Genomic DNA, 25,502 nt, shown 5'->3' on the forward strand with positions numbered 1-25,502 from the left:
GGGCAGAATCGTTGCTTGCGTGCGATGCATGGATTGAGCGACAAACGATAGCCGCACGCACCCTGACTCGGGAAGCGCGGGCTCCTATTATTCGAGCGGATTGTTGTATTTGATCGAAACGTAACAGTTGTTCACGTATGCCCTGTTTTTGAGATGATTGCCGTGCTATACGTCGCTCTCCGCTGATGTCCGGCCATACCCAATACGACGTCCAATGAGTGCAGGATTTCAGAGCGATCAGACCATCAAAACCGCCGTAGATTCCGACACGCATGCAAGAACACGTTCGAATGCGATGAATTGCGCGGACCCGGATTTGCTTGATTGGTGTCTGGCAGACCTGGACGAGCGACTCGGCCGGCAGCTCGATGCCATCCTGCACCACCCCGCATTTCAGGCACTCGAATCGACTTGGCGCGGCCTGCAGTTCCTGGTCGATCGCACCGATTTCCGTCAAAACGTCAAGATCGAAGTGCTCGACGTTTCGAAGGAAGCACTCCATCAAGACTTCGAAGATACGCCCGATATCATCCAGAGCGGCTTGTTCAGACTGACCTACGTTGGCGAATACGACATGCCGGGCGGACAGCCCATCGCCGCGATTATTTCGGCATTCGAATTCGACCATCGCGCGCAGGACATCGCTCTGTTGCGCAATATCTCGAAAGTCGCGGCGGCCGCTCACATGCCATTCATCGGCGCGGCCTCATCGGCCTTCTTCGACAAGCCTTCGATGGAGGCGGTCGTGGGTATCCGCGACCTGCCGAGCTGGTTCGAGCGGGCCGAATACCTGAAATGGAAAGGCTTCCGTGAAACCGGGGATGCACGCTACGTCGCGCTGACGATGCCGCGCTTCCTCGCCCGATTGCCCTACGGACCCGATACGCTTTCCGTTCGCACGTTCAATTACACCGAGAATGTGCGGGATTCCGGGCGAAGCGCCTATCTGTGGACGAGCGCGGCATTCGCCTTCGCGGTCAACATCGTACGCAGCTTTTTACGCAACGGCTGGTGCGTGCAGATTCGCGGTCCACATGCAGGCGGTCTGATCGAGGATATCCCCGTGCATCAGTACGACCTTGGTGCAAGACAACTCGGCAAGATTTGCACCGAAGCCCTGATCTCCGAAACACGCGAGAACGAGTTTGCCGATATTGGCCTGATTCCCCTTTCGTACACCAGCAATCACGACCAGACTTGTTTTTTCTCCGCGCACTCGACACAGCGGCCGCGAACGTACGATGCGCGCGACGCATCGGCCAATAGCCGAATCAATGCGCGTCTGCCGTACATTTTCCTGCTGTCGCGCATCGCGCATTATCTGAAGCTGATCCAGCGCGAAAACATCGGCACGACGCGGGACCGCCGATTGCTCGAACTCGAGCTGAACACCTGGATCAAGTCGCTCGTCACGGAAATGACCGATCCGGGCGATGATCTTCAGGCCGCACATCCGCTGCGCGAGGCAAGAGTCACGGTCGAGGATATCGAGGACAACCCAGGCTTCTTCCGCATCAAGCTGTTCATCGTCCCGCATTTTCAGATCGAAGGCGTCGACATCAACCTTTCCCTGGTTTCGCAGATGCCGAAGGCGAAACAGTGACATGCGCACCAAATCACACTTTCGCACTGCTACTTTTATTCCAGACCAATCAATAAAATGAAGATAACCAGACCGCTGTGGGCCAAGGGGATTTTCATGACGCCGCAGCACTTCCAGCAGCAGGCGATATGGGAACAGTACGTCCACGACCGAGTTGCACGCATCGCGAGCCCCGACGCCTGGGGCGCGGTACATGTGGCACTCGACGACCAGGCGCTGAGCGTCAATCGCCTGCAATGCACGGCGCTCGCGCTGCGCCTGCCGGACGGTACGCTGATCGACAGCGAAACCGCCGACTGGCTTCCTGCGGCGCGCAGTCTTGACGACGTCCCTGCAACGATTGACACCGTGACCGTGCTGGCCGGCGTGGCCCTGATGGACGCTCAGGGCGGCAACTGCGTCGAACCGGGTGAAAAGCCGGCCCGCCCTCGCCGCGTGACCCGCGAATACAAGCATGTTGCCGATCTGAACGGCGACGGGCAGGAAGAAATCAGTGTCGAACGTAACGTGGTGGCGTTGCTGTTCGACTTCGAGCAGGACGGCGACTACGTGACGTGTCCGATCGCGCGACTCGTGCGCACTCCGCAAGGACGGTTCGAGCCTGACACGGCGTTTGTCCCGCCATGCCTGTTTCTGTCCGCGAGCGATCGCCTCATGCATCGCGCGCAGCGCCTGTCGGAGATTCTGTCCGCCAAGAGCGCCAGCCTTGCGGTGCGCCGCAAAGAGCGCTCGGACCAGATCGCCGATTTCGCCGTGTCCGACGTGACGCTGTTCTGGCTGCTCCACAGCGTCAACAGCACCTGGCCCGAGCTCGCACGCCTTGTACAGGCGCCGGATCAACATCCCGAGCGACTGTACGCGGTGCTCGCCCGGCTGGCGGGCTCGTTGCTGACGTTCTCCACGACCGAATCGCTTCAGGCGATTCCGCTGTACGATCACCACGCACCCGAGCCGATGTTTGCCGAGCTCGAATCGCTGATTCGCACGCTGCTCGATGCGGTCATTCCGTCCCGCGTCGTACCGATTGCACTGGAGCGCGTGCGCGCGACGACGTGGCTCGGCCGGATCAACGACGAACGGCTGGCCGAGGGCGCGGAGTACTATCTTTCGGTACAAGCGGCTATGCCGGCACACGCCCTCATCGACCATCTGCCGCGTCTGTGCAAAGTGGGCGCACCGGACGAGGTCGAGCAAATCGTCAATTCCGCGCTGCCGGGCATCGCGTTGCGGCCGATGTCGCGGCTGCCGGCCGCGATTCCCGTGCGAATCGAAAACCAGTACTTCGCGCTGGACAGCAATGACGCCGCGTTCAAGCGGATGATCGATGCGCACGCCTGCCAGATCTATGTGCCGGCATCGATTCCTGAAGCATCGCTCGAACTGTATGCGGTGCTGCCGTCATGAGCACGATGACCGTCGCAGACTCCCCTCTGCTCCCCGTCGCGCTACGTGACACGGCGCGCACGGTCACTGCATTGGAAAAGGAACCACTGTCGTATCAGACGCTGCGCGATCATTGCAACGCGCAGATCGCGCAGTTGCGCTCGGAGTTGAATTCGCGCGGCCTCCCGGATGACGCGATCAGCGATGCGATCTATGCGCAGTGCGCGCTGCTTGACGAGGCCGCGCTGAAGCACCTGACGGGGGAGGTACGCGACGACTGGGAGCACGAACCGCTACAGGTGGTACATTTTTCGAGCAACGATGCCGGCGAGGAACTGGTGCGGCGCATCGAGAAGCGCTTGCGTGAACCTCAACCGGTGCGGTTGCTGCTCGCGATATTCGCAGCGGTGCTGTCGCTCGGGTTCGTCGGCCGGTTCGCGGTCAACGGCGGGACGGCACGCGAAGCGCTCGTCCGCGCGATCGACGAGCGCCTGGGACGCACGAGCGCGGACGAAGGCAACCGCGCTTCTCTCGCTCCGATCGTGGTAAATCATGCCAACGCGCGTCCGCTCCGCATTTCGCCCCTGACCTGGGTGGCGATCTCGTGCTTCGCGGTCGGGCTCACCTGGTTTGCAGTCGATCGGTGGTTCATCGCCTCGATTGCCCAACTCGCGCGATAAAGGAGAAGGACGATGTGGGTGGGGCCTGGGTTATTCGAGCGGATCACCGGACACTTCGCGGACGGTTCGGCGGTGCACGATTTTGCCGCGGAGGTACAGGTTTTCCTCTCGGTCCGCGACAACATCGAGCGCATCCTGAACAGCCGGCGTGGATCACTCGCCCATCTCCCGGGCTATGGGCTCGACGACCTGTCGGAGATCTATCGACATCTGCCATCCTCGTCACACAAGCTGCAACGCGCCATCGAAGCGACCTTGCTCACCTACGAGCCGCGGCTGAAGAAGGTGGAAATCGAGATCCATCCGCCTGAACCGGGCATGCTGATCAGCTTCACGATGGCCTGCCATTTGCACCGGGAAGGGCTCGTGCGCTTCGGCACGAATTTCATGCCGGACGGCAAGACACGGCTACGGATGCTGCAGGCTGCGCATGATCGGTACTAGATGCGTTATCGAGGAACGGAGGATGCACGAATGCCGAAAATGATGGCACTGAAAGGAAATCTCACGACGACTGGCGGTCAGGTGCTGGATGGCGATCATTCGGATCTGGACAATGGGCAACCGTACACGTACCACATGGGATTGGCCTCCTGTGGGCATTGCGGTCAGACCGGGCCGATCTTTGGTACAGCCAATACGTGGAGCATAGGCAGTACGCACGGTGTACTCGACGGCGATGTCGTCATGTGCGCATGTCCCCATGGAAATAATCGTGTTATCGCGCGTTCCACGACGTACTACTGCGAATAGTCGAACGCCGCCCCAACGGACTGCCGCCCCGACAGTCCGTCAGCGGTTCCTCCCGACGTGAAGCGGTCGTGAGCGCGCCGGATCGCACCCCGCCAGCATCCCCTCACCCAAACGCCCCCCGCGTCAGATCCCTGTCGAATTCCGCGGTCCACGCCGTGCCGTGCCCGACCGTGTATCCCTTCTCCTTGTGCGTCGAGCAGCAAACGACGGTAACGTAACCCTGCAACGGATAGACCTCGTCCACGATCTCGGGCGCACCGGCCTCCTGAATCGTGAAATCGGACTCGACGAGGTGATGGCGCTGCAAGACGGCGACGAAAGCGGCCCTTTCGTCTGGAGCAATGACTGACATTTCGCGTCCCTCCTTGCGGAACGATCGATGCACGATCGACGCTTTCAAGCTAGCACACGTCGATCGGCGCTGCGGTGCGACAACGCGTGCGATCCGGGGCGGCGCACAACGGCATGGCCTCCGGAAGACTGATCCGTGGTCCGAATCATGTTCTGAATTCATCGGAATATTGCGCCGCAACGAACGCCAACCCGACATCGCGCCGCCCGCCTGCTCGCTTGCCGCAACTGGCAGACCACCTGATTTTCGCGAATAATGGCCGCACATCCACTACTGGACGATTGCGGTCATGGACTACTCTCCCGAAGCCATCCGCACCGTCGCTCTGGTCGGGCATGCCGGATGCGGAAAGACATCGCTTGCCGAGGCGCTGCTGCACCAGGGCGGCGCGCTTCATGCGCCCGGCAACGTGAACAACGGCACCGCCCTGTGCGATTTCGACCCGCTCGAACGCAAGTACCACCACTCGCTCAGTTCCGCCGTCGCCCAGCTCCACTATCAGGACACCCGCATCTACCTGCTCGATACGCCGGGCTATCCCGACTTCGCCGGCCAGGCGATCAGCGCGCTGCCGGCCGTCGAGACGGCGGCGATCGTGATCAACGCGCGCACCGGCATCGAAATGACCACCCGCCGGATGATGGCCTACGCGCAGCAGCGCAAGCTCTGCCGGATGATCGTCGTAAACGGCATCGATGGAGAGAAGGTCGACCTGCCGGCGCTGCTGGCGGAGATCCAGGAGCTGTTCGGCAAGACCTGCCTGCCCATCAACCTGCCCGCGCAGGGCGGCAGCGAAGTGGTGGACTGCTTCTTCAACCCGGCGGGCGAAGCCGACTTTCATTCGGTGGAAGCGGCGCACGACGCGCTCGTCGATCAGGTGATCGAACTGGATCCCGCGTTGATGGAACTGTATCTGGAACAGGGCGAAGCGATCCGCCCGGAACAGCTGCACGAGCCGTTCGAGCGCGCGTTGCGCGAAGGCCATCTGGTGCCGGTCTGCTTCACGTCGGCAGCCACCGGCGCGGGCATCGCGCAATTGCTCGACGTGTTCGTGCGCCTGCTGCCCAACGTCACCGAAGGCAATCCGCCGCTGTTCTATCGCGAAGTCGACGGACAGATGAAAACCGTGCATGCGGAGCCCGTCGCCGACAAGCACGTGCTCGCGCACGTATTCAAGATCGTGATGGATCCCTACATCGGCAAAATGGCCGTGTTCCGCATCCACCAGGGCACGGTCGCGCGCGACAGCCAGCTCTACATCGGCAACGGGCGCCAGCCGTTCAAGGTCGCGCGGCTGCTGATGCTGCACGGCAAAGAGCACACCGACGTGCTGCGGGCGGGCCCCGGCAATATCTGCGCGGTAACGAAAGCCGACGACATCGGCTTCGACGACGTGCTGCACGACGCCCCCGAAGACGGCAACGTGCACCTCACGCCGCTCGATTTCCCCACGCCGATCTACGGCCTCGCGATCGAGCCGGCGCGCCGCGGCAACGAACAGCGTCTGTGGGAGGTGCTGCAGAAGCTCGCGGCCGAAGACCCTTGCCTGCTGATCGGGCACCCGGTCGGCGCCAACGAGACCGTCGTGCGCGGGCTCGGCGAGCTGCACCTGCGCTTCATGCTGGAGCGCCTCACCGAGCAGTACAAGCTGGATGTCGTGACGCGGCCGCCGACCATCGCGTGGCGGGAAACCATCGGCAGCAAGGCGGAAGGCCACTACCGGCACAAGAAGCAGACCGGCGGCGCCGGCCAGTTCGGCGAAGTCATGCTGCGCGTGGAGCCGTTGCCGCGCGGCGCCGGGTTCGAGTTCGTCGACGTCGTCAAGGGCGGCGCCATTCCTTCGCAGTTCATTCCGGCGGTGGAGAAAGGCATCCTGCAGGTGATCGACAGCGGGCCGCTGGCCGGCTTCCCGATGCAGGATGTGCGCGTCACCGTGTTCGACGGCAAGAGCCATCCGGTCGACTCGAAGGAAGTGGCGTTCGTCACGGCCGGTCGCAAGGCCTTCATCGATGCGGTGCTGAAAGCGCAGCCGATGGTGCTGGAGCCGATCGTCGACATCGAGGTGATGACGCCGGAAGCGGCGATGGGCGACATCATCGGCGACCTGTCCGCGCGGCGCGGACAGGTGCACGGCACGCGCACGGCCGGCGGCCACGCGATGGTCGTCGCGGGGAAGGTGCCGCTTGCCGAACTCAACGAGTACCAGTCGCGGCTGAATGCGCTGGCGGGCGGGCATGGCAGCTACAGCATCGAACTGAGCCACTACGATCCCGTGCCGTCCGCCCAGCAGGAGCGGCTGGCGGCGCAGCACCGGAACCGGGGGGACAGCAGCGCCGAGTGAAGCCCGCAACGGGAGAAGCCGGCGCGCGGCGTCACCGGTTCGCCTGAGCGGGCGCGAGCGCCTCCAGCAATGCCTTGGCCTCTCGCAAGTCGGCGGTGTCGAATCCCTCCGTGAACTCGCCGTAGACTTCGGACAGCACTTGCCGGGCCTCGTCGATCCGGCCCTCGCTCTGCCACAGACGGGCCAGGCTCGACGCGGCGCGCAACGCCAGCGAGCGGGCGCCCTGCTCGCGCGCCACGGCGATTGCGTGATGGAAACAGGCTTCGGCTGCGCCGTTGGTCGCCGCGGCGCCGTCGTCGCCGCTCGGCTCGCCGAGCAGCATGATCCCCTTGAGCCGATGCAGCTCCGCCTCGAAGCAGCGCTCGCCGGCACGCTCCATGATCGCCAGCGCGTCGTCGATCATCCGCAGGCCGGTTTGGCGGTCGCCGGCGCGCCGGTGGCTGTCGGCAAGCAGGGCCAGAAAGTACGAGCGCTGATCCTCGCCGCCCGCGGCGCGGTCGGCGGCGAGACCCTCGCTCATCTGCGCGATCCCCGCCTGCAGGCTGTCCTGCTCGGTCAGCGACCAGCCCCGGAAAATCGTTCCCCATGCGAGCCAGTACGGCAAGCCGTGCTCGGTCGCGAGCGCGATGAGCGCGTCCGCATGCTCGCGGGCCAGCGACGACTCGCGCCGCAACTGATGCAATTCGGCCGCGTAAGCGAGCGTAAACGCGAGGGTCGGGCCGTATGCGAGCTTCTGCGCGAGGGCGAGCGCCTCGAGGCTGCGCTTGAGCGCCTTGTCCGGATAGCCCTGCAGCCACAAGGTCAGCGTCAGGAAGTTCAGCGCGCGGATGCCGGGGTCCACGCCGTGCGCAAAAACGTGGGCCTGATGCTGCTCGGGATCGTAGATCCCCAGCGCCTGTTCCTGATGGTGGCGAGCGGTGTCCAGATTCCCCTGCAGGAACAGGCACGCGCCCAGCGCGCCATGCGCCTCCATCAGCAGGCCCGGGTCCGCTGCCTGCCGCGCCACGTCGAGCATCTGCTTGCCCAGCTCGCGCGCGGTCGCGTACTCCGCGCGCGTCAGGTGGTGAATCCTCAGCCCGAGCTGCGCCGCGAAGCGCTGCGACGTGTCGCCGGTCTGCTCGCACAACGCCAGTGCGCGCGTATAGGTCGCGGCCACCTCCGGCGCGCCGTAGCCGCGCACGTCCATCAGGGCCGGCCCCAGCGCGAGCAGCAAGGTCAGCTCCCGACGCGCACGCGCCGGCGTGTCGGGCAGGCGCTCGAGCAGCTCCAGCGCCATGCCGAGGTGATGCATCGCATCCGGATGGGCAGCATGGCGCAGCGCCTGTTGCGCGGCCTGGTGCAGATACTCGACGGCCTTCGGGATATTGCCGCTCAGGCTGTAGTGATGCGCGAGCTCGCTGCAGTAGTCCGCGATGCGGGTCGGGAACAGCGCCTCGATCGCCTGCGCGGTGCGCTCGTGCAGCGCGCTGCGCCGCTGCGTGAGCAGCGAATGGCCGGCGACTTCCTGCGTCAGCGCGTGCTTGAACGAATATTCGACCTCCGGAAACGCCGGCCGCTCGTAGATGAATTCCGCCGCTGCGAGATGGGCGAGCAGTTCGCGCAGCGCGTCATCGGCATAGGCGACCCGGCCGTCGCAAATGCGCCGGATCAGGCTGTACGGAAACTCCTTGCCGATCACCGCGAGCATCTGCAGCAACTCCTTCTCCGCGACCGGGAGCCGGTCGATACGGGCGGCCAGCACGCCCTGCACGGTGGTCGGAATGTGCAGCGCGGCCGGGGTCCGTCCGAGCCGGTAGCGGCCCGGGTCGCCGAGCAGCGATTGCTCCTCGGCGAGCGTCTGCACGACCTCTTCCATGAAGAACGGATTACCCTCCGTCTTCTCCAGGATCAGCTGCTCCAGCGGCGCGAGGGTGGGATCGTCGCCGAGCAGCGCCGCGAGCAGCCCGCGGGCCTCGGTCGAGCCCAGCGGCTCCAGCCGCAGCTGGCTGCCGTGGGCCGCGTGCGTCCAGGCCGGCTGGTACTCCGGCCGGTAGTTCACGAGCAGCAGGATGCGGGTCGCCGGCACGCGTTCGCTCAGGTGCGCGAGGAACGCTTCGGTCTCGCGGTCCAGCCATTGCAGGTCCTCGAACAACAGTTCCACCGGCTGGTCGCGGCTCTCGCGCGCCAGCAGCTGCGTGATCGCGTCGAAGGTGCGCTCGCGGCGGATGCGCGGGTCCATCTCCGCGAGCGCCGCGCCGGGCTCGCCGATGCCGAGCAGGTAGAGCAGATAGGGCACGAGATCCTCGAAGCCGCGTTCGAGCGTCAGCACCTTGCCCATCACCTTTTCGCGGCAGCGGCGCTCATCGTCCTGCGCGGTGATCTGGAAATAGTTCTTCAGCAGCTCGATCAGCGGCAGATACGCGAAGGCCTTGCCGTGCGACACCGAGAAAGTCTCGAGCAGCAGGCAGCCGCGCCGCGTGCGTTCCTTGAATTCGTGGAACAGCCGCGATTTGCCGACGCCGGCCTCGCCGCGCACGCCGACGATCTGCCCGCGGCCCGCCCTGACCTCGTCCAGCGACCTGTTCAGGAGCGCCAGTTCGGCGTCGCGGCCGACGAAGCGCGCGAGGCCGCGATGCGCGGCCAGCTGCAGCCGCGTGCGCAGCGCGCCGAGCCCCAGCACCTCGTACACCGGCAGCGGCTCCGGAACACCCTTGACCCGGGTGGCGCCGAGCGCCTTGAACTCGAAATAGCCTTCGGCCAGCCGATGGGTCGACTCGCTGACGAGGATCGACGACGGCGTCGCGATGCCCTCCATCCGCGACGCGATGTGGATCGTGTGCCCGACCGGATCGTAGTCGGCGTGCAGGTCGTCGGTGCGGATCGAGCGCACGACGACTTCGCCGGTATGCACGCCGACGCGAATCTGCAGCGGAATGCCACTCTCCAGACGAATCCGGTCGCCATGGCTGCGCATCGCCTGCTGCATGCGCAGCGCCGCGAACAGCGCGCGCTGCGGATGATCCTCGTGGGCAATCGGTGCGCCGAACAGCGCGAGGATGCCGTCGCCGAGCGATTTCGCGACGTAGCCTTCGTAGTAGTGGACGGCTTCCATCATCAGCGCAACGACCGGCTCGATCAGCCGATGCGCTTCTTCCGGATCGAGGTCGTGGATCAATGCGGTGGAGCCGGCCATGTCCGCGAACAGCGCGGTGATGGTCTTGCGCTCGCCGGCGGTTTCGCCGCGCGCTTCCATTGCCGCCTGTTCGGCGCGGATGCGCTCGGCAAGATGGTGCGGCGTGTAATGGACCGGCGCCGGAGACGGCACGGCTTCCGGTCCGGGGCGCGGCAGCGGCGCTGCACGCACGTCGGGCGCATCGTCCAGCGACGCGCCGCACGCATTGCAGAAGCGGGCGGAAGGGCTCGCGTCGTGGCCGCAGCGCGGGCACGCGCGCGACAGCCCCGCGCCGCACGCTTCGCAGAATCTGGCCCCGGCGAGGTTCTCGAATCCGCAGTTTGCGCAGTGCATGCCACCCTTCTCCTGCCGAGCGCCGGCATGGGGTGATTATGCGCCTGCTCGCTGCTCACATAAAAACCCGAGGATGGCGTCACTCGGCATCACTCGGCGCCGATCGTCGTCACCGGCACCCAGCGTCCGCCCTTCACCTGATAGAGCGTCGACGTCGGATGCTCGAGATCGCCGTTGGCGTCGAATGCGATCTTCCCCGTGATGCCTTCGTAGCGCGTCGCGCGCAGCGCCGGCAGGTATTCGGCCGGCGTCGCCGAATTCGCCTGCCGCATCGCATGGACGATCACCCCTACGCAGTCGTACGCGAACGGAGAGTACGTAAGCATGTCGACGCCGAAGCGATTCTTGAACTTGCGCGCGAACGCCTTGCCTTGCGGCAGCGAGTCGATCGGCCGCCCGTATTCCCACGCCATCGCGCCTTCGGCCGCCGAGCCGGCCACGTTGATGAAGATGCTGTCCGCGATGCCGCCGCTGCCGACGAACTGGACGCGCATCCCGAGCTGCCGCATCCGCTTGGTGATGAGCGCCGCCTGGTTGTCCAGGCCGCCGAAGTACAGCAGGTCCGCGTTCGCCGCCTTGATGTTGGTGAGCTGCGCATTGAACTCGACGGCCTTGTCGTTCGTGAATTCGGCCGCGACGATCTTCCCGCCGGCGGCCGTAACGGCCTTCTTGAACTCTTCGACGGCCCCCTGGCCGAACGCGGTCCGGTCGTCCATCACGGCAATGCGTTGCGCCTTCGTGACGTTGACCGCGTAGGTGCCGGCAACGCCGGAATTCTGCGCGTCGGTCGCGATGATGCGGAACACCGTCTTCAAGCCCTGGCGGGTGATGGCCGGATTGGTTGCCGCCGGGTCGATCAGCGGGATGCCGGCCTTCGCGAAGATCGGCGCGGACGGCAGCGCGACCCCGGAGTTGTAGTACCCGACGACCGCGGCGACGCCGTCGTCGACCAGTTTCTGCGCGACCTGGACGCCGATGCGCGGGTCGCCCTGGTCGTCGACCGAATCGAGCTCGAAACGAACCTCCTGTCCGCCAAGCTTGATGTGCTGCGCATTCGCCTCCTCGACAGCCAGCCGGACGCCGTTCTCGAGATCCTTGCCGTTGGAGGCGCTGATCCCGGTGAGCGGGCTGGACGCGCCGATCCTGACGACCTGCTGCCCATATGACGGGCCGCAAGCGAAACACAGCGCAACGGCACTCAGGCCCATAGCGAGCCAGCTTCGACGAAATCCGCGCATGGTGGCACTCCCGATGACCAAGCGAGGCGCCCACGAACCGGAAACGGCGTCCGGCGCCAACCTGCGCCGCTGCCGTTCACAACCGATTTCCGGACGCATCCGTGACGCCCCGATGCGGGGCCCATCACTACACTCCATCGAACAATCTCGTCTCGTGCTGCGCTGCCGGTGTTTACCCTCGCAAGCGACGCCGACTCGAAAAAAGCTCGATCAATACGCGATGTCGAGCATCGCGCCCGCCGTTACGTCACAATGAAGCGCGCATGGATCTCGCCCGATATCAGCAGGCACGCCGCCACCGTGATGCGCGCAAGCCTGCTTTCCAGGGGGAAGCAATGGACGACGTTATTTACGCGACGGATGGCGCAGTCTGCACGATCACCCTCAACCGGCCGGAGCGGCGCAACGCCGTCGACGGCCCGACCGCCCGGCAACTCGGCGAAGCGTTCGAACGGTTCGAAGCCGACGACGCACTCGGGGTGGCGATCCTGACGGGCGCCGGGGGCCACTTCTGTGCCGGCGCCGACCTGAAGGCGGCCGGCGATCCCGCGCTGCGCAACCGGGTCGACGACGCGGGAGACGGCCCCGGCCCGATGGGCCCGACCCGCATGGTCTTGTCGAAGCCGCTGATCGCGGCCGTATCCGGCTACGCGGTCGCGGGCGGGCTGGAGCTCGCGCTGCTGGCCGATATCCGCGTCGTCGAGGAGGACGCCGTGTTCGGCGTGTTCTGCCGGCGCTGGGGCGTGCCGCTGATCGACGGCGGGACGGTCCGGTTGCCGCGCATCGTCGGCATGGGGCATGCGATGGACATGATCCTGACCGGACGCCCCGTCGACGCGCCGGAAGCGATGCGCATGGGGCTCGCCAACTATGTCGCGCCGAGGGGCGAAGGGCTGGCGCATGCGACGCGCCTCGCACGGCAGATCGCGCAATTCCCGCGCCAGTGCCTGCTCGCGGACCGGCGTTCCGCATACGATCAATGGGATTTGCCACTGGCGGACGCGCTGCGCCGGGAGGGCGCCCGGGGCGCGCCGATCGTGTTTGCCGAGGGCGTGGCCGGCGCCGCGCGATTCAGCGCCGGTGACGGGCGTCATGGAACGTTTTCCGGTTGAAGCGCTTCGATCGTCATCGGTCATTCATTCGGAAACCGTAGCAAGTTCCGCAATGAAACGCGTCACGGTACATGGAGGCGGACATGCTGAAAATCGCAAAGGGAAACCTCGCGGCTGCGGTGAATCGCATTCCCGCATCGCGGCTCGCGTCGTACTTCGTCGCCGCGTTGGCAAGCGCCGTGCTCGCCGCGGGTTCCTCGCATGCGCAGCCGACGTCGTTCGACTCGTTCGCCGTTCCCGCCGGCACCGCACCGCACGACGTCGCCCCGGCGCCCGACGGCAGCGTCTGGTTCACCGCGCAAGCGCAAGGCTCGGTCGGACGGCTGGCCCCGCGCGTCGGCAAGACCGACTGGGTGCCGCTCGGCGACGGCTCGGCGCCGCACGGCGTGATCGTCGGCCCCGATCGGGCCGCATGGATCACCGACGGCGGCCTGAACGCGATCGTGCGCGTCGATCCGAAGACGCTTGCCGTCACGCGCTTTCCGTTGCCGAAGGACCGGGCGGACGCCAATCTGAACACCGCGGTCTTCGACAAGCGCGGACATCTGTGGTTTACCGGGCAGAGCGGCGTGTACGGCGAACTCGACCCGGCGAGCGCCACCATGCGCGTCTTCGATGCGCCGCGCGGGCGCGGCCCCTACGGCATCTGCGTGACGCCCGACGGCAGCCTGTACTTTGCGTCGCTGGCCGGCAACTATCTCGGCCGCATCGATCCCGCGAGCGGCAAGGCGCAGGTCATCGAGCCGCCGACGCCGAATCAGGGCGCACGCCGCGTCTGGTCCGACTCGAAGGGGCGCGTGTGGGTCAGCGAGTGGCATGCCGGCAAGGTCGGCAGGTTCGACCCGGCAACGCATCGCTGGCGCGAATGGCGGCTGCCCGGCCACGATCCGCATGCGTACGCGATCTTCGTCGACGACCGGGACATCGTCTGGCTCAGCGAATGGAACGCCAACGCGCTCGTGCGCTTCGACCCGCGCGCCGAACGGTTCGATGTCCTGACGCTGCCGCGCGCGCATGCGAACGTGCGGCAGATGATGGGGCGTCCGGGAGAGGTCTGGCTGTCGGAGTCGGGCACCGATCATCTGCTGCGGTATCGGTCGCGTGAGGTCGGTGGCGGTGGCAACTGACGGCGCACTGCCATGCATTGAATGCCGCGTGATCACGCAAGCCGATCGCAACGATGCTCACCGCCCGGTCAGTTTCCGGAAAATATCCTGCAACAGGCGCTCATGCTGCTCCAGCGCGGCGTCGAGCGTACTCGCCGCATAGCCCTGATTGTCCTGCGCGTCTTCCATGCCGGCGACGCGCGTCACGAACAGCAGCGCCTCCCCGCTCCTTGCATCCGACACCCCTCGGAAGCGGGTCGTGATCGTCACCCCGGATTCGTCCAGCACGGTGCGACGGAACACCAGCTCGTTCTCGCACATCCAGCGCGACCACGCGTCGTGGTCGAACACTTCGACCGGCGTGTCCTTCGCATCGAGGATATAGAGGCGTCGCCCTTTGGGCGGGATGGATCGGGACGTCATCGTTCAATGCGGCGGCGCGATCAGCAGGCCCATCGCGTCTCGCCACCACGTATCGTCGACCCGGCCGATCCAGTCGTTATGCTCGGCCGATTTCACGACGATCAGTTGCTTCGGATCGGCGAGCGCGTCGTAGAGCGCCTCGCCGAAACGCGCGGGAACGATGCTGTCGCGCTCCGCCACCACGACCAGCACCGGACGGCCGAACGACGCCAGATGGGCGACGCTGTCATACCGGTCGCGCAGCAGCCACTTCACGGGCACCCACGGATAATGATGCGCCGCCACATGCTCGAGCGTATCCCACGGCGTGATGAGCATCAGGCCGGCAATCCTGTCGCGCTCGCGCGAGCCCGCCGCTGCGGCCACGCCGGCCCCCAGCGATTCGCCGACGGCCAGCAGCGGCGAACCGTACAGGCGATGCGCGAGCACGATCGTCTGCTGCGCGTCGGCGACCAGCGTCTCTTCGCTTGGCGTGCCAGCGCGCGGCCCGTAGCCCGGATACTCGGCGAGGATCACGCGCCATCCCATTCGGGTGAGCGCAGCGGCGTAGTACGAACGGTGCCCGGCGTGCCCGGCGTTGCCATGAAAGACGACGACCGTGCCGCGCACGGCTGCCGCCGGCTCGGCCACCAGTCCGCGAAATTCCTCCGCCGACGGCCATGCGCGCAGTCCGTCGGATACGACGTCGTCGATGGCGGCTTTCTCGGGGAAATAGATCAGGCGATCCTGCATCAGCACGACTCCCGCGAAGACGATCAGACACGCGACGGCGAGACGCAGCACGGTTCCGGTGAGTTTCATCGCATCGAGCCCAATCCACCCGTCGCCCGCCGGCGAATTCGCAATCCGCTCCACGCTTTTCCGCTACCCTGTGCGAAATTTCGTCATGGATGCCGTTGCGCCGCCGATCAAGCATACGCCAGCCGGCCGGTTGGCGTGCGGCGTGGGCGGCTGGCGTCGCCCCTCCCCGACAAGGTCATCATGATCTGGCTGGCCAATGCGGTTCTGGTGTTGCACGCGCTGCTCGTGCTGTTCATCGTCGGCGGGCTGGTCGCGATCTGGGTGGGCGCCGGATTCGAGCGCGCGTGGGTGCGCAACCGCACGTTCCGGATCGCGCATCTCGCGGCCATCGGCATCGTCGCGGCGCTGGCGGCGCTCAATGTGCCCTGCCCGCTCACCACCATCGAGGACTGGCTGCGCACAGGGCAGGCCGGCCAGCAGGGCTTCCTGCAGCACTGGGTGAGCGCGCTGATGTATTACGACCTGCCGGGCTGGATGTTCGCGCTCGCCTATGTCGCGTTTCTGGCGGTCGTCGTGGTCACCTGGCGGCGCATTCCGCCGCGTGCGTAATCCGGCGACGGCCCGGGCCATGCGCCCATGCCGTCAAGCCCATGACGTCGCATCGCACCTTCGGTCCATTTTCCGCCGCGCCTGCCGTCGATATCTTGCTCATGTCGATATCAACCCGGAGGGAAATCATGCAATTCGTTTATCGCGGCGAAGACAACGCACACGCAGGCAAGCCGGGCCGTACGCCCGCGGACGTCAGGAAGGCGGGCGGCTTCACGCCCTGGCAAGCCAGAACGCTCGCCGATGCAAGAAAGAACCTCGTCACGCTCGTTCAGGCCGGCACGCTCGCGCAACAGGCGCAAAGCTGGTGCCTCTACAAGAACAAGGAGAACGGGTGGTTCTTCAGCACGGGCACGGACACGCAAACCGCCTACGACCACTACGACTTCTTTTATCGCCTCACGACGACCGGTCTGCAGAAAGCCGAGTGGAGCGTGATGGGCGCCGGCGTCAACGTCAAGGGAATGAGCCTCTACCTGAACGGGACGTCGCTCGACAACTCGACGCTGATCGCGGTCATCTGGTCGGTGCGCCCGACGGAGCTGCTCGTGATGACGCCCGTGCCGGTATCGGCCATCGAGGTGAAGGCCGACGATCAGTGGAAACCGCTGTCGGGCTATTGAGCGCGCCGTCAATACTGCACGAGTATCGTCACCCGCCGATTCATCGCCCGCGCCGCCGCATCGTCCCCGGCCACCAGCGGCAGGTTGTCCGCGCGGCCGATCGCGGCGAGCCGATGCGGCTCGACGCCCCGCTCGACCAGATACCGCACGACGGCCCCCGCCCGCGCCGACGACAATTCCCAGTTGGATTCGTACTTCGCGGTCGAAATCGGCACGCTGTCCGTATGGCCTTCGACGAGGATGCTGGTCGACGGATGGGTCTTCAGCACGCCCGCGATGCGCGCCAGCACGCCGGACGCATCCGGCAGCAGCCGCGCATCGCCGACGTTGAACAGGATCTTCGCGTTGATGCCGATTTCGACGCCGTGCGCGGCGTTCACGACGGTCACCTGCCCCTGCTCCTTCAGCGACTTCAGCAGCGCGGACCATGCCTGCGCGGCGTCGGCCTGCGCCGGCGCATTCGTCTTCCCGGCCGCCTGCTGCGCCAGCGCCTGAAACCGCACGTCGAGCGCGTTGTACTTCGCGAGCTGCAGCACGTACAGCGCGAGAAACAGCACCATCAGCGTGGTGACGAGATCCGCATAGGAGATCAGCCAGCGGCCGGACTGCGCGCCTTCGCCGTCCGCGTCGTGATCGGCGGCGTCGGCCGCGAGGCGCTTGCTGCCGGATTGCGTGTACATAGGCTGGAATCCGTGTTCGTCACGCGAGCGATTCGGCCGCCCGGCCGCGAATATCGCCGGTCAGGCGCGTCTCGATCGTATGCGGCGACTCCTTGCGCGAGATCGCCAGCAGCCCGTCGAGATAGAGCTTGCGAAACCGCAGCTCGCTGTCCACCTGCGCGCGCAGCTTGCCGTACAGCGGCAGGAACACGAGATTCGCGAGCGCCAGCCCGTACAGCGTCGCGACGAACGCCACCGCGATCCCCGGGCCGAGCTGCGCGGGTTCGAGAATATGGCTCGTCACCTGGATCAGCCCCATCACCGAGCCGAGGATGCCGAACGTCGGCGCATAGCCGCCCGCCTGCTGCCAGACGCGCGCCGCCGCCATGTGGCTGCGCTCGTATGCATCGAGCTCGCGCTGCAGCGCGTCTTCGAGCACCGCGGTCGACACCCCGTTCGCCAGCAGTTCGAGCCCGCGCCGCGCGAACGGATGAATCCCGCTGACGTCCATCGATTCGAACGCGAGCAGGCCGTTCAGCTTCGCGCGGTCGCCCCACTCGAGCAGATCCGTCAGGCTCTGCCGATCGACCTGCCGCGCCTGCACGAACGCGAGCCGCAGCTGCTTCACCGCATCGAAAAAGCGCGCCCACGTGTTCTGGATCATCACCGCGCCGAGCGTGCCGCCGAGCACGATCACGAACGCCTCGAACTGGAACAGCGTCGCGAAATGCCCGCCTTCGAGCGAAAAACCGAACACGATGGCCGCGCCACCGAACACCACGCCGAACAGCGTCAACAGATCCATGTCTCTCTCCGGCCGGCGCTCACGCCGCCTGATCGGGATGGTTCGCCGCGACGGCGGCCGGCGCCTTGAGCGCGCGCACGGCATCCAGCAGGCGCTGCTCGATGTCGGCGACTTCGACCGGATCGATCTTGATGTCGCGACGCATGACCCACGACACCTCGTTGCGGCGCGTCTCGGTCATCACCGAGAACAGCCGGTCGACGACCGCCTGATCGTCCGCGCTCGCGAGCAGCTTCGCGAGGTCGTACGTATCGAACGCGCTGACGACCTCGAACAGCGTGCGCTGATCGACCCAGGCCAGATCCTCCAGCGCGTTGAGCTCGCCGCCGCGCCGGACGTTGCGCCGCGTAAAGTACGCGACGCCCTTCTGCTCGACGTAATTGAGCACCTTCGACTTGCGGAACGCGAACACTTCGTCCGCGATCTCGCCTTGAGACAGCTTGTTGAGCAGCAGCTTCTTCTCGACGCCGATCAGCGATTCGAGATCGGCGAGCTCGATCAGCTCGAGTTCGCTGCTGATCGACAGGTCGAGCTCGTGATCCGCGACCTGCTGCGCGCGGTCGGTAATGCGCGCGGCGTCGAAGGTCACGACCTGGCGCGCGTCGGCGGACGCCGCGTAATCGGCGGCCCCGCCGCTCAGTTGCTCGGCCTGCGCGGCCTCGATCGTGACGAGATTGAGCTTCTCCATGCGCTTGAGCATCGCCATCACGTGCGGACGCGAATGCCCGGCGACCGCGCGGCATTTCCTGATCACGTCGGCGAGCGGCACCGACGCCTGCTCGGCATACGCCTGCATCGGCCGGCGCGCCCACCCGTCATCGCCGCCGCGGCGCTCCCCGCCCGCCATCAGCGAGAGCACGTGCGCATAGGACAGCACGCCCGGCAGGAAATCCGCGTGCGTGTAGGTCGCGAGCTGGTCGTCCTTGCGCTTCACGCGGCGGATCATCGTGCGCACGATATGGCGAAGCAGCGCCGACACGCGCCCGATTTCGTCGTCCAGCACCTCCGCCGGCACGACGGTGAGCTGACAGAACGTGAGCGCCTTCGCGGTATTACCGCGCGGCTCGGCGGCGAGCAACACGCTCTCGCCGAAGAACTCGCCCCTTCCGAGCGTCGCGACGACGACCTTCTTCTCGTCGCAACGGGTCGACAGTTCGACCTTGCCCTCCGCGATCAGATAGATGACCGCCTCTCCCCCGAAACCTTCCGAATAGATGACTTCGCCGGGCGCCGCTGTGCGTGTCCACGACTGTTGACGATTCACGATGTTCCCCTGCTGCACTTACTTTGTTTTCGGCTGCGCGTCACGCTTCATGCGTGATCGTGGCTGCCGTTCCCCGTGCTCCCGTTTACGACACGGGATGCACGGTTCTTTAACGTCCTCGCAGGGGTTTCAGGGGGCGGGATTTGATACGAATCGTTTGCGCCGCGAATACGGGGGGCTTCATCCGGGAAAACGACAGGTCGCCGCGCGTCGCGCGAATCGACCGCGCCTGCTCCGTTCCTTACTCTTGGCCTTCAACGCACGCGATTGCGCGCCGTCGCACGCCGCTCATTCGTGCAATCCCCAGGACACGAGCACCGCGTGGATGTTTCGCGCGTATTCGTCACGCAAGTGCGGCGTTTCCGAGTGATACGCGCCGATCGCCTGCCATGTGTTCCCGTAGCGGACCATCTTGCGCTTCAGCATCCACGCCGCGACGTAGACGTTCACGCACGCGTCCTTCAGCGCGCCCGGCGGCACGCCGTAGCGGCGCAGCTCGCCGAAGTGCACCGAGTTGATCTGGGTCTGGCCGACGTCGATGCTGCCATCCGCATTGCGATGCACCGCGCCCGGGTTGCCCTTCGATTCGTACCACGCAATCGCGCGCAGGATCTTCGGGTTGACGCCCTGGTAGCCGGCCGCGCGCTCGAAGCAGGCGTCGGCGGACGCGGCATCGTCCGCGCGCGCCGGCGCGATGAAAAGCACGCTCGCCGACATCGCGAACGCGCCGATCATGACGCGCCGGCCGACTCGATTCAGCCGCTTCATTGCGCCATCGCCAGCGCAGCCGCGCCGGCCCCCGTCGTGCGCCGATCGCGCACGCTCTTCGCGATCGCGTCGTCGAGCTTCTTGTCCACGGCGGCAAGCGCCGCGCGCGACTCCTCGGTCACGACGAGATGCACCTGAAATTCCGGTGCTCGCTTCACGGGTGGCGCATGGCGCGGTTTCTTCGCGTGACGCCCGCCCGCCGGCGCTAACGCCGGCACCTCGTCATCGCCGCCCGTCCCCGGCGGCAGCGACGCGAATGGCGGCAGCGGCGGAAACACCTGGTTGGACGCGGCGGGCGCGGCTGGTGCGCCGTCAGTGGGTTGCGCGGCAAACGCGGCGCCGCACACGAACATGGCCGCGCAAATCGACAGTCGTAGCATCGCGAGATCTCCTGTCACTGCGTCGGACCGACCTGAACGCTGTACGGCCGGCAACTGCCGGCCGCCACGTTCTCGACGCGCACCGACCCCGCGTGCTGCGTCGCGATCCCACGCCGGATCGACTGGTTCAGGTAGCCGAAATCCTGTGGCAGCGCGGCCACGCGTATCGTCATCGGTTGCGGCTGCTTCGACGCGAGCGCGCCGACTTTCGCGAGCACGGCGGTCAATTGCGGATCGCGTGCGCCGAGCGCATCGGCGGGGATGACGAAATCGACGAGCGGCGTCGACGAAGCGGACGCGTCGTTGTGCGCATTCGCGTCCTGACGTCCGGGTTGAAACTGGGCGCAGCCGGTGAGCGCAGTGGCGGCAGCGGCAAAGGCAAGAATGACGAACGGCTTCACGTGTTTCTCATGCGGTCACTGGACCTGCGTTATCGGCAACGCGCCCGCGATGTTTACCCCTGTCGCGCGCGAGGCCCGCCGTGACGGGGGAACACGCCGTGCGTCGATTCTTCCGATTTAAGCGCGCTCTGGTCAGACGCCATTCATCCGATATTTGCGTGCGCCGCGCGCGTTTCCGTTTCCATTCGTGCGCCGCACGCGCTGCGGCACTCAGAACTCCATGTCCAGCTCGTCGATGTCGTCCTGCTCCGCCTTCGCCGCGTCGATCCATTCCGCGACGAACGGCTGCTCGAGCACGCGCATGCAGTACTCGGCGATGTCGGGTTCGAGCTTCACGTCGTAGGTCAGGAAACGCGTGACGACGGGCGCGTACATCGCGTCGGCCACGCCGATCTCGCCGCCGAACAGCCACGGCCCGTGATACCGCGCGAGGCATTCGCGCCAGATGGTCACGATCCGTTCGATGTCGTGCTGCGCGCGCGACCAGATGCGGAAATCCGGAAAGTGCGCGCGCAGGTTCATCGGCAGCGCGGAACGCAACGCGTTGAACCCCGAATGCATTTCGCCGCAGATCGAGCGGCAATGGGCGCGCGCCTGCCGCTCCTGCGGCAGCAGCCGCGCGTCGGGGCAGATCTCGTTCAGGTACTCCGCGATCGCGAGCGTGTCCCACACCTCGACGCCTTCATGCATCAGGCACGGCACCAGTATCGACGGCGACAGCAGCAGCAGTTCGGCGCGCGACGCGGCATCGATCGGCACCACCACGGTCTCGAACGGCAGGCCGCTCAGTTTCGCGAGCAGCCAGCCGCGCATCGACCACGACGAATAGTTCCGACTGCTGACGGTCAGCGTCGTTTCTCCTGCGGATTTCATTTCGCGTCCCCTGTGAATGCCTGTCGTGCACGTGCACCGAAAACGACTGGCGCCGCACCGGTGCCGCACCATCGCCGTGCGCCGGATTCGCCGGTCTGGCGCAACGTCGCGCCAACGCTGCCGCGCGTTGCATCGATGAAACGATTTGCGTTGCGCCGCATGCGACCTTCAGGCCGAGCGCCCGCCTGCACGCCGCTGTGCCCTGTCAGGACGTGCAACGTGCGTGCCAGCCGCCGACTGGCATATAGCTTGCCTCGTTCGACGGACATCGGCACGAGGCGCGACGCTCATGAACTTGCTTGCCTACCCTAGCTATCAGTGGTTCGCCGAATGCACGCGGCCCGCGCGCGCCTGGGCCGCGTGCATGCGCGTATCGATGTCGATGTGGCCCCTGTCGACATCGACTCCGTCCGGCCGCACGCTGGACGCGTGGTGCGAGCTGTTCGAATGCTGCGCGTTCTCGCACCGGCGCCCGCCGTTCGGCATCGACGCGGTGGACGTCGACGGCGCCACGGTGCCGATCATCGAGCACGCGGCGGCCGGCACGCCGTTCGGCACGCTGCTGCACTTTCGCAAGGCGTTGCCGGTCGCGCGGCAGCCGCGCGTGCTGATCGTCGCGCCGATGTCCGGGCATTTCGCGACGCTGCTGCGCGGCACGGTGCGCACGATGCTCGCCGATCACGACGTGTACATCACCGACTGGCACAACCCGCGCGATATCCCGCTGCGGGCCGGACGCTTCGGCTTCGACGAATACGTCCGGCACGTGATCGATTTCATCCGCCACATCGGCCCGGACGCGCACGTGCTGGCGATCTGCCAGCCGACCGTCGCCACGCTCGCGGCCGTCGCGCTGATGGCGGCCGGCGGCGATCCGGCCCAGCCCGCGAGCCTGACGCTGATGGCGGGCCCGATCGATTGCCGCGTGAATCCGACGAAGGTCAACGCGCTTGCAACGAGCCGCCCGATCGACTGGTTCGCGCGTCATCTGATCAGCGTCGTGCCGTCGGGTTTTCCAGGCGCGCAGCGGCGCGTGTATCCGGGGTTCGTGCAGGTCGGCGCGTTCATGTCGATGAACCCGGATCGCCACGCATCGTCGTTCTCCGATCTGTATTACGAACGCGCGAAGGGCGACCCCGCGAAGGCCGATGCGTTGCGGTTTTTTTACGACGAGTACTTCGCGACGGCCGATCTCACCGCGGAGTTCTATCTGGAAACCGTCGAGAAGGTGTTCCAGCAATACGCGCTCGCGCGCGGCGAGCTGACGATCGGCGGACAGCTCGTCGAGCCGGCCGCGATCCACCGCACCGCGTTGCTGACGATCGAGGGGGAGAAGGACGACATCTGCGCGGTCGGCCAGACGGTCGCCGCGCAGGAGCTGTGCTCGGGGCTGCCGCCGTACCTGAAGACGCATCACGTGCAGACGGGCGTCGGACACTACGGCGTGTTCAACGGCAGCCGCTGGGAATCGCAGATCTATCCGATCGTGCGCGCGACGATTCACGACAACGAGCCGTACGATCGCACGGCGGGCGAGACGGGCGCGGCCACGGGCGCACGCCATGTGACGCTGCACGCGCTGCTCGCGGCGCGGATGATGGGGGACTCTCGGGCGACGGGTGAACTGTCGCCGAACTGAGGTCACGCGCCGGCGACGTCCCCGCCGGCCGGCGCTTGTGCGGAAGCGCCGATCGACATGCACGCCGCGCCTCGGGCGTGCGCCGGGCCTGTTATTGCTTATCGCGCCCAGCGACACGCGCGATGGTGGTGATGGTCGAAATGACACACCCGGTGCGGATGCGCTTCGGCAATCGCCGGAGCAAGGACGGCACACGCAACGATCGTTGCAGTCAGAATCTTCGCGATGCGGCTCATGAACATCTCCTGGGTAGATCAGCCGGTGATCCGGCTGTTACGTGCTTAACGGAGATGGCCGATGCTGCGTGCACCGCTTTCGCGCGCAGTTGACTTTCTTTGACAGTGGGCGGCACCTGACATCGGATTGGCGCCTCGCCCTGTCAACTTATGCATCCGCCCCGCTGGCCGCCCCATAAACACCTACTCAATCGGCCAACGATCTTGCGCGAAAACCCATCAGTCACGAGGCTCGGACTCCCGGGCCGGGCCTTACGATCCGCGTCTCAACACGCTAAATCCATCAAATGGTGTGCTAGGTACGTTGTATGGACATAATCCCCCAGATAAGGGAATTACATTTCTTGACTGGGGTTTTTCGATAATTCTATAATTTTGTGTGTTAACAGGGTCCATCGCGACATAAGGGGCTATATGTTGGATTTAAGCCTGAGCAAGCCGAGTGAGATCGTCAAGCGACTTTGCGAACGCCTGCGCACGGAGCGCTTAGCCCAGCAGATGACGCAAGCCGACGTGGCCGGGCGCGCCGGCATCGGAATCAATACGGTGTCCAACCTGGAGGCTGGACGCAATGTGGGTTTCGAGAACGTGGTACGCGTGGCGATGGTGCTTGGGCGGAGCAAGGAACTCGAAGGGTTGTTCTTGCCCAAGCTGGACAGTCTGGACGACGTTCGCCGCTACGAAAACAGCGCCAAGCGCCAACGTGCCAAGAGGAAGTCCAATCATGCTTGAGCAAGTTGATGTCTACTACAACGGCTGGGGTGAACATTGGCGCTGGGGCACGCTGGTCTCGACGACGGCCATCACGGGTCGCCCACTGATCGTGTTCGAGTACAGCGACGAGGCGAGAGATAGAGGGCTGGAACTGTCGTCCTATACGCTAGCTCTGAACGGCCCCAAGTTGCGCAGGAACTTCCCGCCCCATCAGTTGGCACTACCCGGGCCCGTCTATGACTCGCTGCCCGACGGTTGGGGCATGCTGCTGATGGACCGCTTGTTCAAGCGCCGCGGTCTCAACCCTGCGCGTATCGGCCCGCTGGAGAGGCTGGCCTACATTGGCAACCATGCCATGGGAGCCATGTCGTTCGAGCCCGTGGCACCAGAAAGGCAAGCGCCGGAAGAGGACATCCCCCTTGACCGACTCGCGGCAGAGGTGCGGGAGGTGCTCCAGGGCGAAGGCGGGGAGTTCCTGCAGACATTGCTGCGGGTGGGGGGATCTCCGCAAGGCGCCAGGCCCAAGGTCCTCGTTTATCGTGATCCTCGAACCGGCGCCTTTACTACCGCCGCCATGCCGGGTTTCGAGGCTTGGTTGATCAAGTTCCCGGCCAAAGAAGAACATGCCGAGGTCTGCGCTATCGAAATGGTCTATGCCGAGTGTTTGCGTATGTGCGGCATCCAGACCCCGGACACGCTGCATTTCAGCTTGCCCAACGGCCTCGCGGCCTTTGCCACCCGACGCTTTGATCGACACGACGGTTTGCGCGTGCCCATGCAAAGCCTGGCCGCCTTCACCGGAGCCGACTACAAGACAGCGGGGACCCTGGACTACGTCAACTTCTTGCGCGCGACCCAGATATGTACCAATGACTTACGGGAGAAAGCGCTTGCATACGAGCGTGCGGTCTTCAATGTCACGTTCAACAATCGAGACGACCATCCCAAGAATTTCGCCTACATCATGTCACCATCCGGTGAATGGAAATTGGCGCCGGCCTACGACGTGACGTTCTGCGAGGGACCGGGCGGGTACCACCAGATGGACGTGATGGGCGAAGCTCTGGCGATCGACCGACAGGCCATGCTGAGCCTTGCCGATGAAGCGGAGATCTCGGCCGACGTTGCCGGCGGGATCATCGACAGATTCTGCGACGTGGCCAGCCAGTTTGCGGCCATGACCGAAAACCTGTTCCCAAGGGGAGTGACGCAAGACACCTTGCACGCCATTCAAGCTCGAATCGACGACAACATCGATCGACTTCGCTGAAGCCGCGCAGCCACGCCTAAGGGG

The 25,502-nt window shown here is 65.5% G+C and carries 25 protein-coding genes; 12 read left to right on the forward strand and 13 right to left on the reverse strand.

Going from position 1 to position 25,502, the window contains the following annotated elements; translation table 11 throughout:
- Window positions 1-214: 214 nt before the first annotated feature.
- Genes tssC through tssE form a run of 4 tightly spaced genes read left to right on the forward strand, consistent with a single transcriptional unit; the run spans window position 215 to window position 4,110 of the window.
- Window positions 215-1,603: a type VI secretion system contractile sheath large subunit gene (tssC, locus tag HWX31_RS01075; RefSeq protein WP_174961172.1), complete on the forward strand. Its 1,389-nt coding sequence runs from the start codon at window positions 215-217 to the stop codon at window positions 1,601-1,603.
- A 57-nt stretch (window positions 1,604-1,660) separates the two neighbouring features.
- Window positions 1,661-3,007, forward strand: coding sequence for a type VI secretion system baseplate subunit TssK (tssK, locus tag HWX31_RS01080; protein WP_174961174.1), 1,347 nt, complete (start codon window positions 1,661-1,663; stop codon window positions 3,005-3,007).
- Window positions 3,004-3,666: a DotU/TssL family secretion system protein gene (locus HWX31_RS01085; RefSeq protein WP_174961176.1), complete on the forward strand. Its 663-nt coding sequence runs from the start codon at window positions 3,004-3,006 to the stop codon at window positions 3,664-3,666. The genes tssK and HWX31_RS01085 overlap by 4 nt, the downstream gene beginning before the upstream one ends.
- Before the next feature lie 12 nt (window positions 3,667-3,678).
- Window positions 3,679-4,110 carry a type VI secretion system baseplate subunit TssE gene (gene tssE, locus HWX31_RS01090; protein WP_059651407.1) on the forward strand — a complete coding sequence of 144 codons (432 nt, stop codon included), beginning with the start codon at window positions 3,679-3,681 and terminating at the stop codon, window positions 4,108-4,110.
- A gap of 412 nt (window positions 4,111-4,522) precedes the next feature.
- Here tssE and HWX31_RS01095 read toward each other — a convergent pair whose 3' ends face one another.
- Window positions 4,523-4,771: a hypothetical protein gene (locus HWX31_RS01095; RefSeq protein ID WP_010098575.1), complete on the reverse strand. Its 249-nt coding sequence runs from the start codon at window positions 4,769-4,771 to the stop codon at window positions 4,523-4,525.
- Between the two features lie 289 nt (window positions 4,772-5,060).
- Between HWX31_RS01095 and fusA the strand changes: the two genes are divergently transcribed.
- Complete coding sequence (gene fusA / locus HWX31_RS01100; protein WP_174961178.1) at window positions 5,061-7,112, forward strand: elongation factor G; 2,052 nt, start codon at window positions 5,061-5,063, stop codon at window positions 7,110-7,112.
- 31 nt (window positions 7,113-7,143) lie between these two features.
- Here fusA and HWX31_RS01105 read toward each other — a convergent pair whose 3' ends face one another.
- Both HWX31_RS01105 and HWX31_RS01110 read right to left on the reverse strand, forming a co-directional pair.
- On the reverse strand, window positions 7,144-10,617 hold the full coding sequence (locus tag HWX31_RS01105; RefSeq protein ID WP_174961180.1) for an adenylate/guanylate cyclase domain-containing protein: 3,474 nt from the start codon (window positions 10,615-10,617) through the stop codon (window positions 7,144-7,146).
- Window positions 10,618-10,706: 89 nt separating this feature from the next.
- Window positions 10,707-11,825 (reverse strand): branched-chain amino acid ABC transporter substrate-binding protein, encoded by a 1,119-nt coding sequence (locus tag HWX31_RS01110; protein ID WP_174961328.1) that lies wholly within the window; start codon window positions 11,823-11,825, stop codon window positions 10,707-10,709.
- A gap of 365 nt (window positions 11,826-12,190) precedes the next feature.
- Between HWX31_RS01110 and HWX31_RS01115 the strand changes: the two genes are divergently transcribed.
- Together HWX31_RS01115 and HWX31_RS01120 are read left to right on the forward strand one after the other, a co-directional pair.
- Window positions 12,191-12,967, forward strand: a complete 777-nt coding sequence (locus HWX31_RS01115) for a crotonase/enoyl-CoA hydratase family protein (RefSeq protein WP_174961329.1) — start codon at window positions 12,191-12,193, stop codon at window positions 12,965-12,967.
- Window positions 12,968-13,050: 83 nt separating this feature from the next.
- The gene (locus HWX31_RS01120; RefSeq protein ID WP_174961182.1) at window positions 13,051-14,094 is read left to right on the forward strand and encodes a Vgb family protein; all 1,044 of its coding nucleotides are present in this window, start codon (window positions 13,051-13,053) and stop codon (window positions 14,092-14,094) included.
- Between the two features lie 57 nt (window positions 14,095-14,151).
- On the opposite strand, the gene HWX31_RS01125 is transcribed toward HWX31_RS01120, so the two are convergent.
- Window positions 14,152-14,496: a hypothetical protein gene (locus HWX31_RS01125; protein WP_174961184.1), complete on the reverse strand. Its 345-nt coding sequence runs from the start codon at window positions 14,494-14,496 to the stop codon at window positions 14,152-14,154.
- A gap of 3 nt (window positions 14,497-14,499) precedes the next feature.
- Entirely contained in the window at window positions 14,500-15,297 is a 798-nt protein-coding gene (locus HWX31_RS01130) for an alpha/beta hydrolase (RefSeq protein ID WP_174961186.1), read from the reverse strand.
- 180 nt (window positions 15,298-15,477) lie between these two features.
- On the opposite strand from HWX31_RS01130, the gene HWX31_RS01135 reads away from it, so the two are divergent.
- Together HWX31_RS01135 and HWX31_RS01140 are read left to right on the forward strand one after the other, a co-directional pair.
- Window positions 15,478-15,846, forward strand: coding sequence for a DUF2784 domain-containing protein (locus HWX31_RS01135; protein ID WP_174961188.1), 369 nt, complete (start codon window positions 15,478-15,480; stop codon window positions 15,844-15,846).
- A gap of 128 nt (window positions 15,847-15,974) precedes the next feature.
- A complete protein-coding gene (locus HWX31_RS01140; protein WP_174961190.1) occupies window positions 15,975-16,469 on the forward strand; it encodes a hypothetical protein in 495 nt (164 codons plus the stop codon).
- Between the two features lie 8 nt (window positions 16,470-16,477).
- Here the strand turns inward: HWX31_RS01140 and HWX31_RS01145 are convergent, their stop codons facing one another.
- From HWX31_RS01145 to HWX31_RS01175, 7 genes are all read right to left on the reverse strand, one after another.
- Complete coding sequence (locus HWX31_RS01145; protein ID WP_174961192.1) at window positions 16,478-17,149, reverse strand: OmpA/MotB family protein; 672 nt, start codon at window positions 17,147-17,149, stop codon at window positions 16,478-16,480.
- Between the two features lie 19 nt (window positions 17,150-17,168).
- Window positions 17,169-17,933 carry a flagellar motor protein gene (locus tag HWX31_RS01150; RefSeq protein WP_042587227.1) on the reverse strand — a complete coding sequence of 255 codons (765 nt, stop codon included), beginning with the start codon at window positions 17,931-17,933 and terminating at the stop codon, window positions 17,169-17,171.
- Between the two features lie 19 nt (window positions 17,934-17,952).
- Window positions 17,953-19,197: a cyclic nucleotide-binding domain-containing protein gene (locus tag HWX31_RS01155; RefSeq protein ID WP_174961194.1), complete on the reverse strand. Its 1,245-nt coding sequence runs from the start codon at window positions 19,195-19,197 to the stop codon at window positions 17,953-17,955.
- A gap of 288 nt (window positions 19,198-19,485) precedes the next feature.
- A complete protein-coding gene (locus HWX31_RS01160; RefSeq protein WP_232430706.1) occupies window positions 19,486-19,914 on the reverse strand; it encodes a lytic transglycosylase domain-containing protein in 429 nt (142 codons plus the stop codon).
- A gap of 47 nt (window positions 19,915-19,961) precedes the next feature.
- Window positions 19,962-20,345, reverse strand: a complete 384-nt coding sequence (locus HWX31_RS01165; RefSeq protein WP_174961196.1) for a hypothetical protein — start codon at window positions 20,343-20,345, stop codon at window positions 19,962-19,964.
- A gap of 14 nt (window positions 20,346-20,359) precedes the next feature.
- On the reverse strand, window positions 20,360-20,746 hold the full coding sequence (locus HWX31_RS01170) for a hypothetical protein (protein ID WP_174961198.1): 387 nt from the start codon (window positions 20,744-20,746) through the stop codon (window positions 20,360-20,362).
- 210 nt (window positions 20,747-20,956) lie between these two features.
- On the reverse strand, window positions 20,957-21,619 hold the full coding sequence (locus HWX31_RS01175; RefSeq protein WP_174961200.1) for a glutathione S-transferase family protein: 663 nt from the start codon (window positions 21,617-21,619) through the stop codon (window positions 20,957-20,959).
- A 289-nt stretch (window positions 21,620-21,908) separates the two neighbouring features.
- Here HWX31_RS01175 and HWX31_RS01180 point away from each other — a divergent pair, with 289 nt between their 5' ends.
- On the forward strand, window positions 21,909-23,258 hold the full coding sequence (locus tag HWX31_RS01180) for a polyhydroxyalkanoate depolymerase (protein WP_174961202.1): 1,350 nt from the start codon (window positions 21,909-21,911) through the stop codon (window positions 23,256-23,258).
- A 98-nt stretch (window positions 23,259-23,356) separates the two neighbouring features.
- On the opposite strand, the gene HWX31_RS01185 is transcribed toward HWX31_RS01180, so the two are convergent.
- Window positions 23,357-23,494, reverse strand: a complete 138-nt coding sequence (locus HWX31_RS01185) for an HHHH-motif protein (protein ID WP_174961204.1) — start codon at window positions 23,492-23,494, stop codon at window positions 23,357-23,359.
- 414 nt (window positions 23,495-23,908) lie between these two features.
- On the opposite strand from HWX31_RS01185, the gene HWX31_RS01190 reads away from it, so the two are divergent.
- Window positions 23,909-24,226, forward strand: a complete 318-nt coding sequence (locus HWX31_RS01190) for a helix-turn-helix domain-containing protein (RefSeq protein ID WP_059634130.1) — start codon at window positions 23,909-23,911, stop codon at window positions 24,224-24,226.
- A complete protein-coding gene (locus HWX31_RS01195; RefSeq protein WP_174961206.1) occupies window positions 24,219-25,478 on the forward strand; it encodes a type II toxin-antitoxin system HipA family toxin in 1,260 nt (419 codons plus the stop codon). The genes HWX31_RS01190 and HWX31_RS01195 overlap by 8 nt, the downstream gene beginning before the upstream one ends.
- The last annotated feature ends 24 nt before the right edge of the window (window positions 25,479-25,502 follow it).

Source organism: Burkholderia ubonensis (assembly GCF_902833085.1).
Classification (GTDB): Bacteria; Pseudomonadota; Gammaproteobacteria; order Burkholderiales; family Burkholderiaceae; genus Burkholderia; species Burkholderia ubonensis.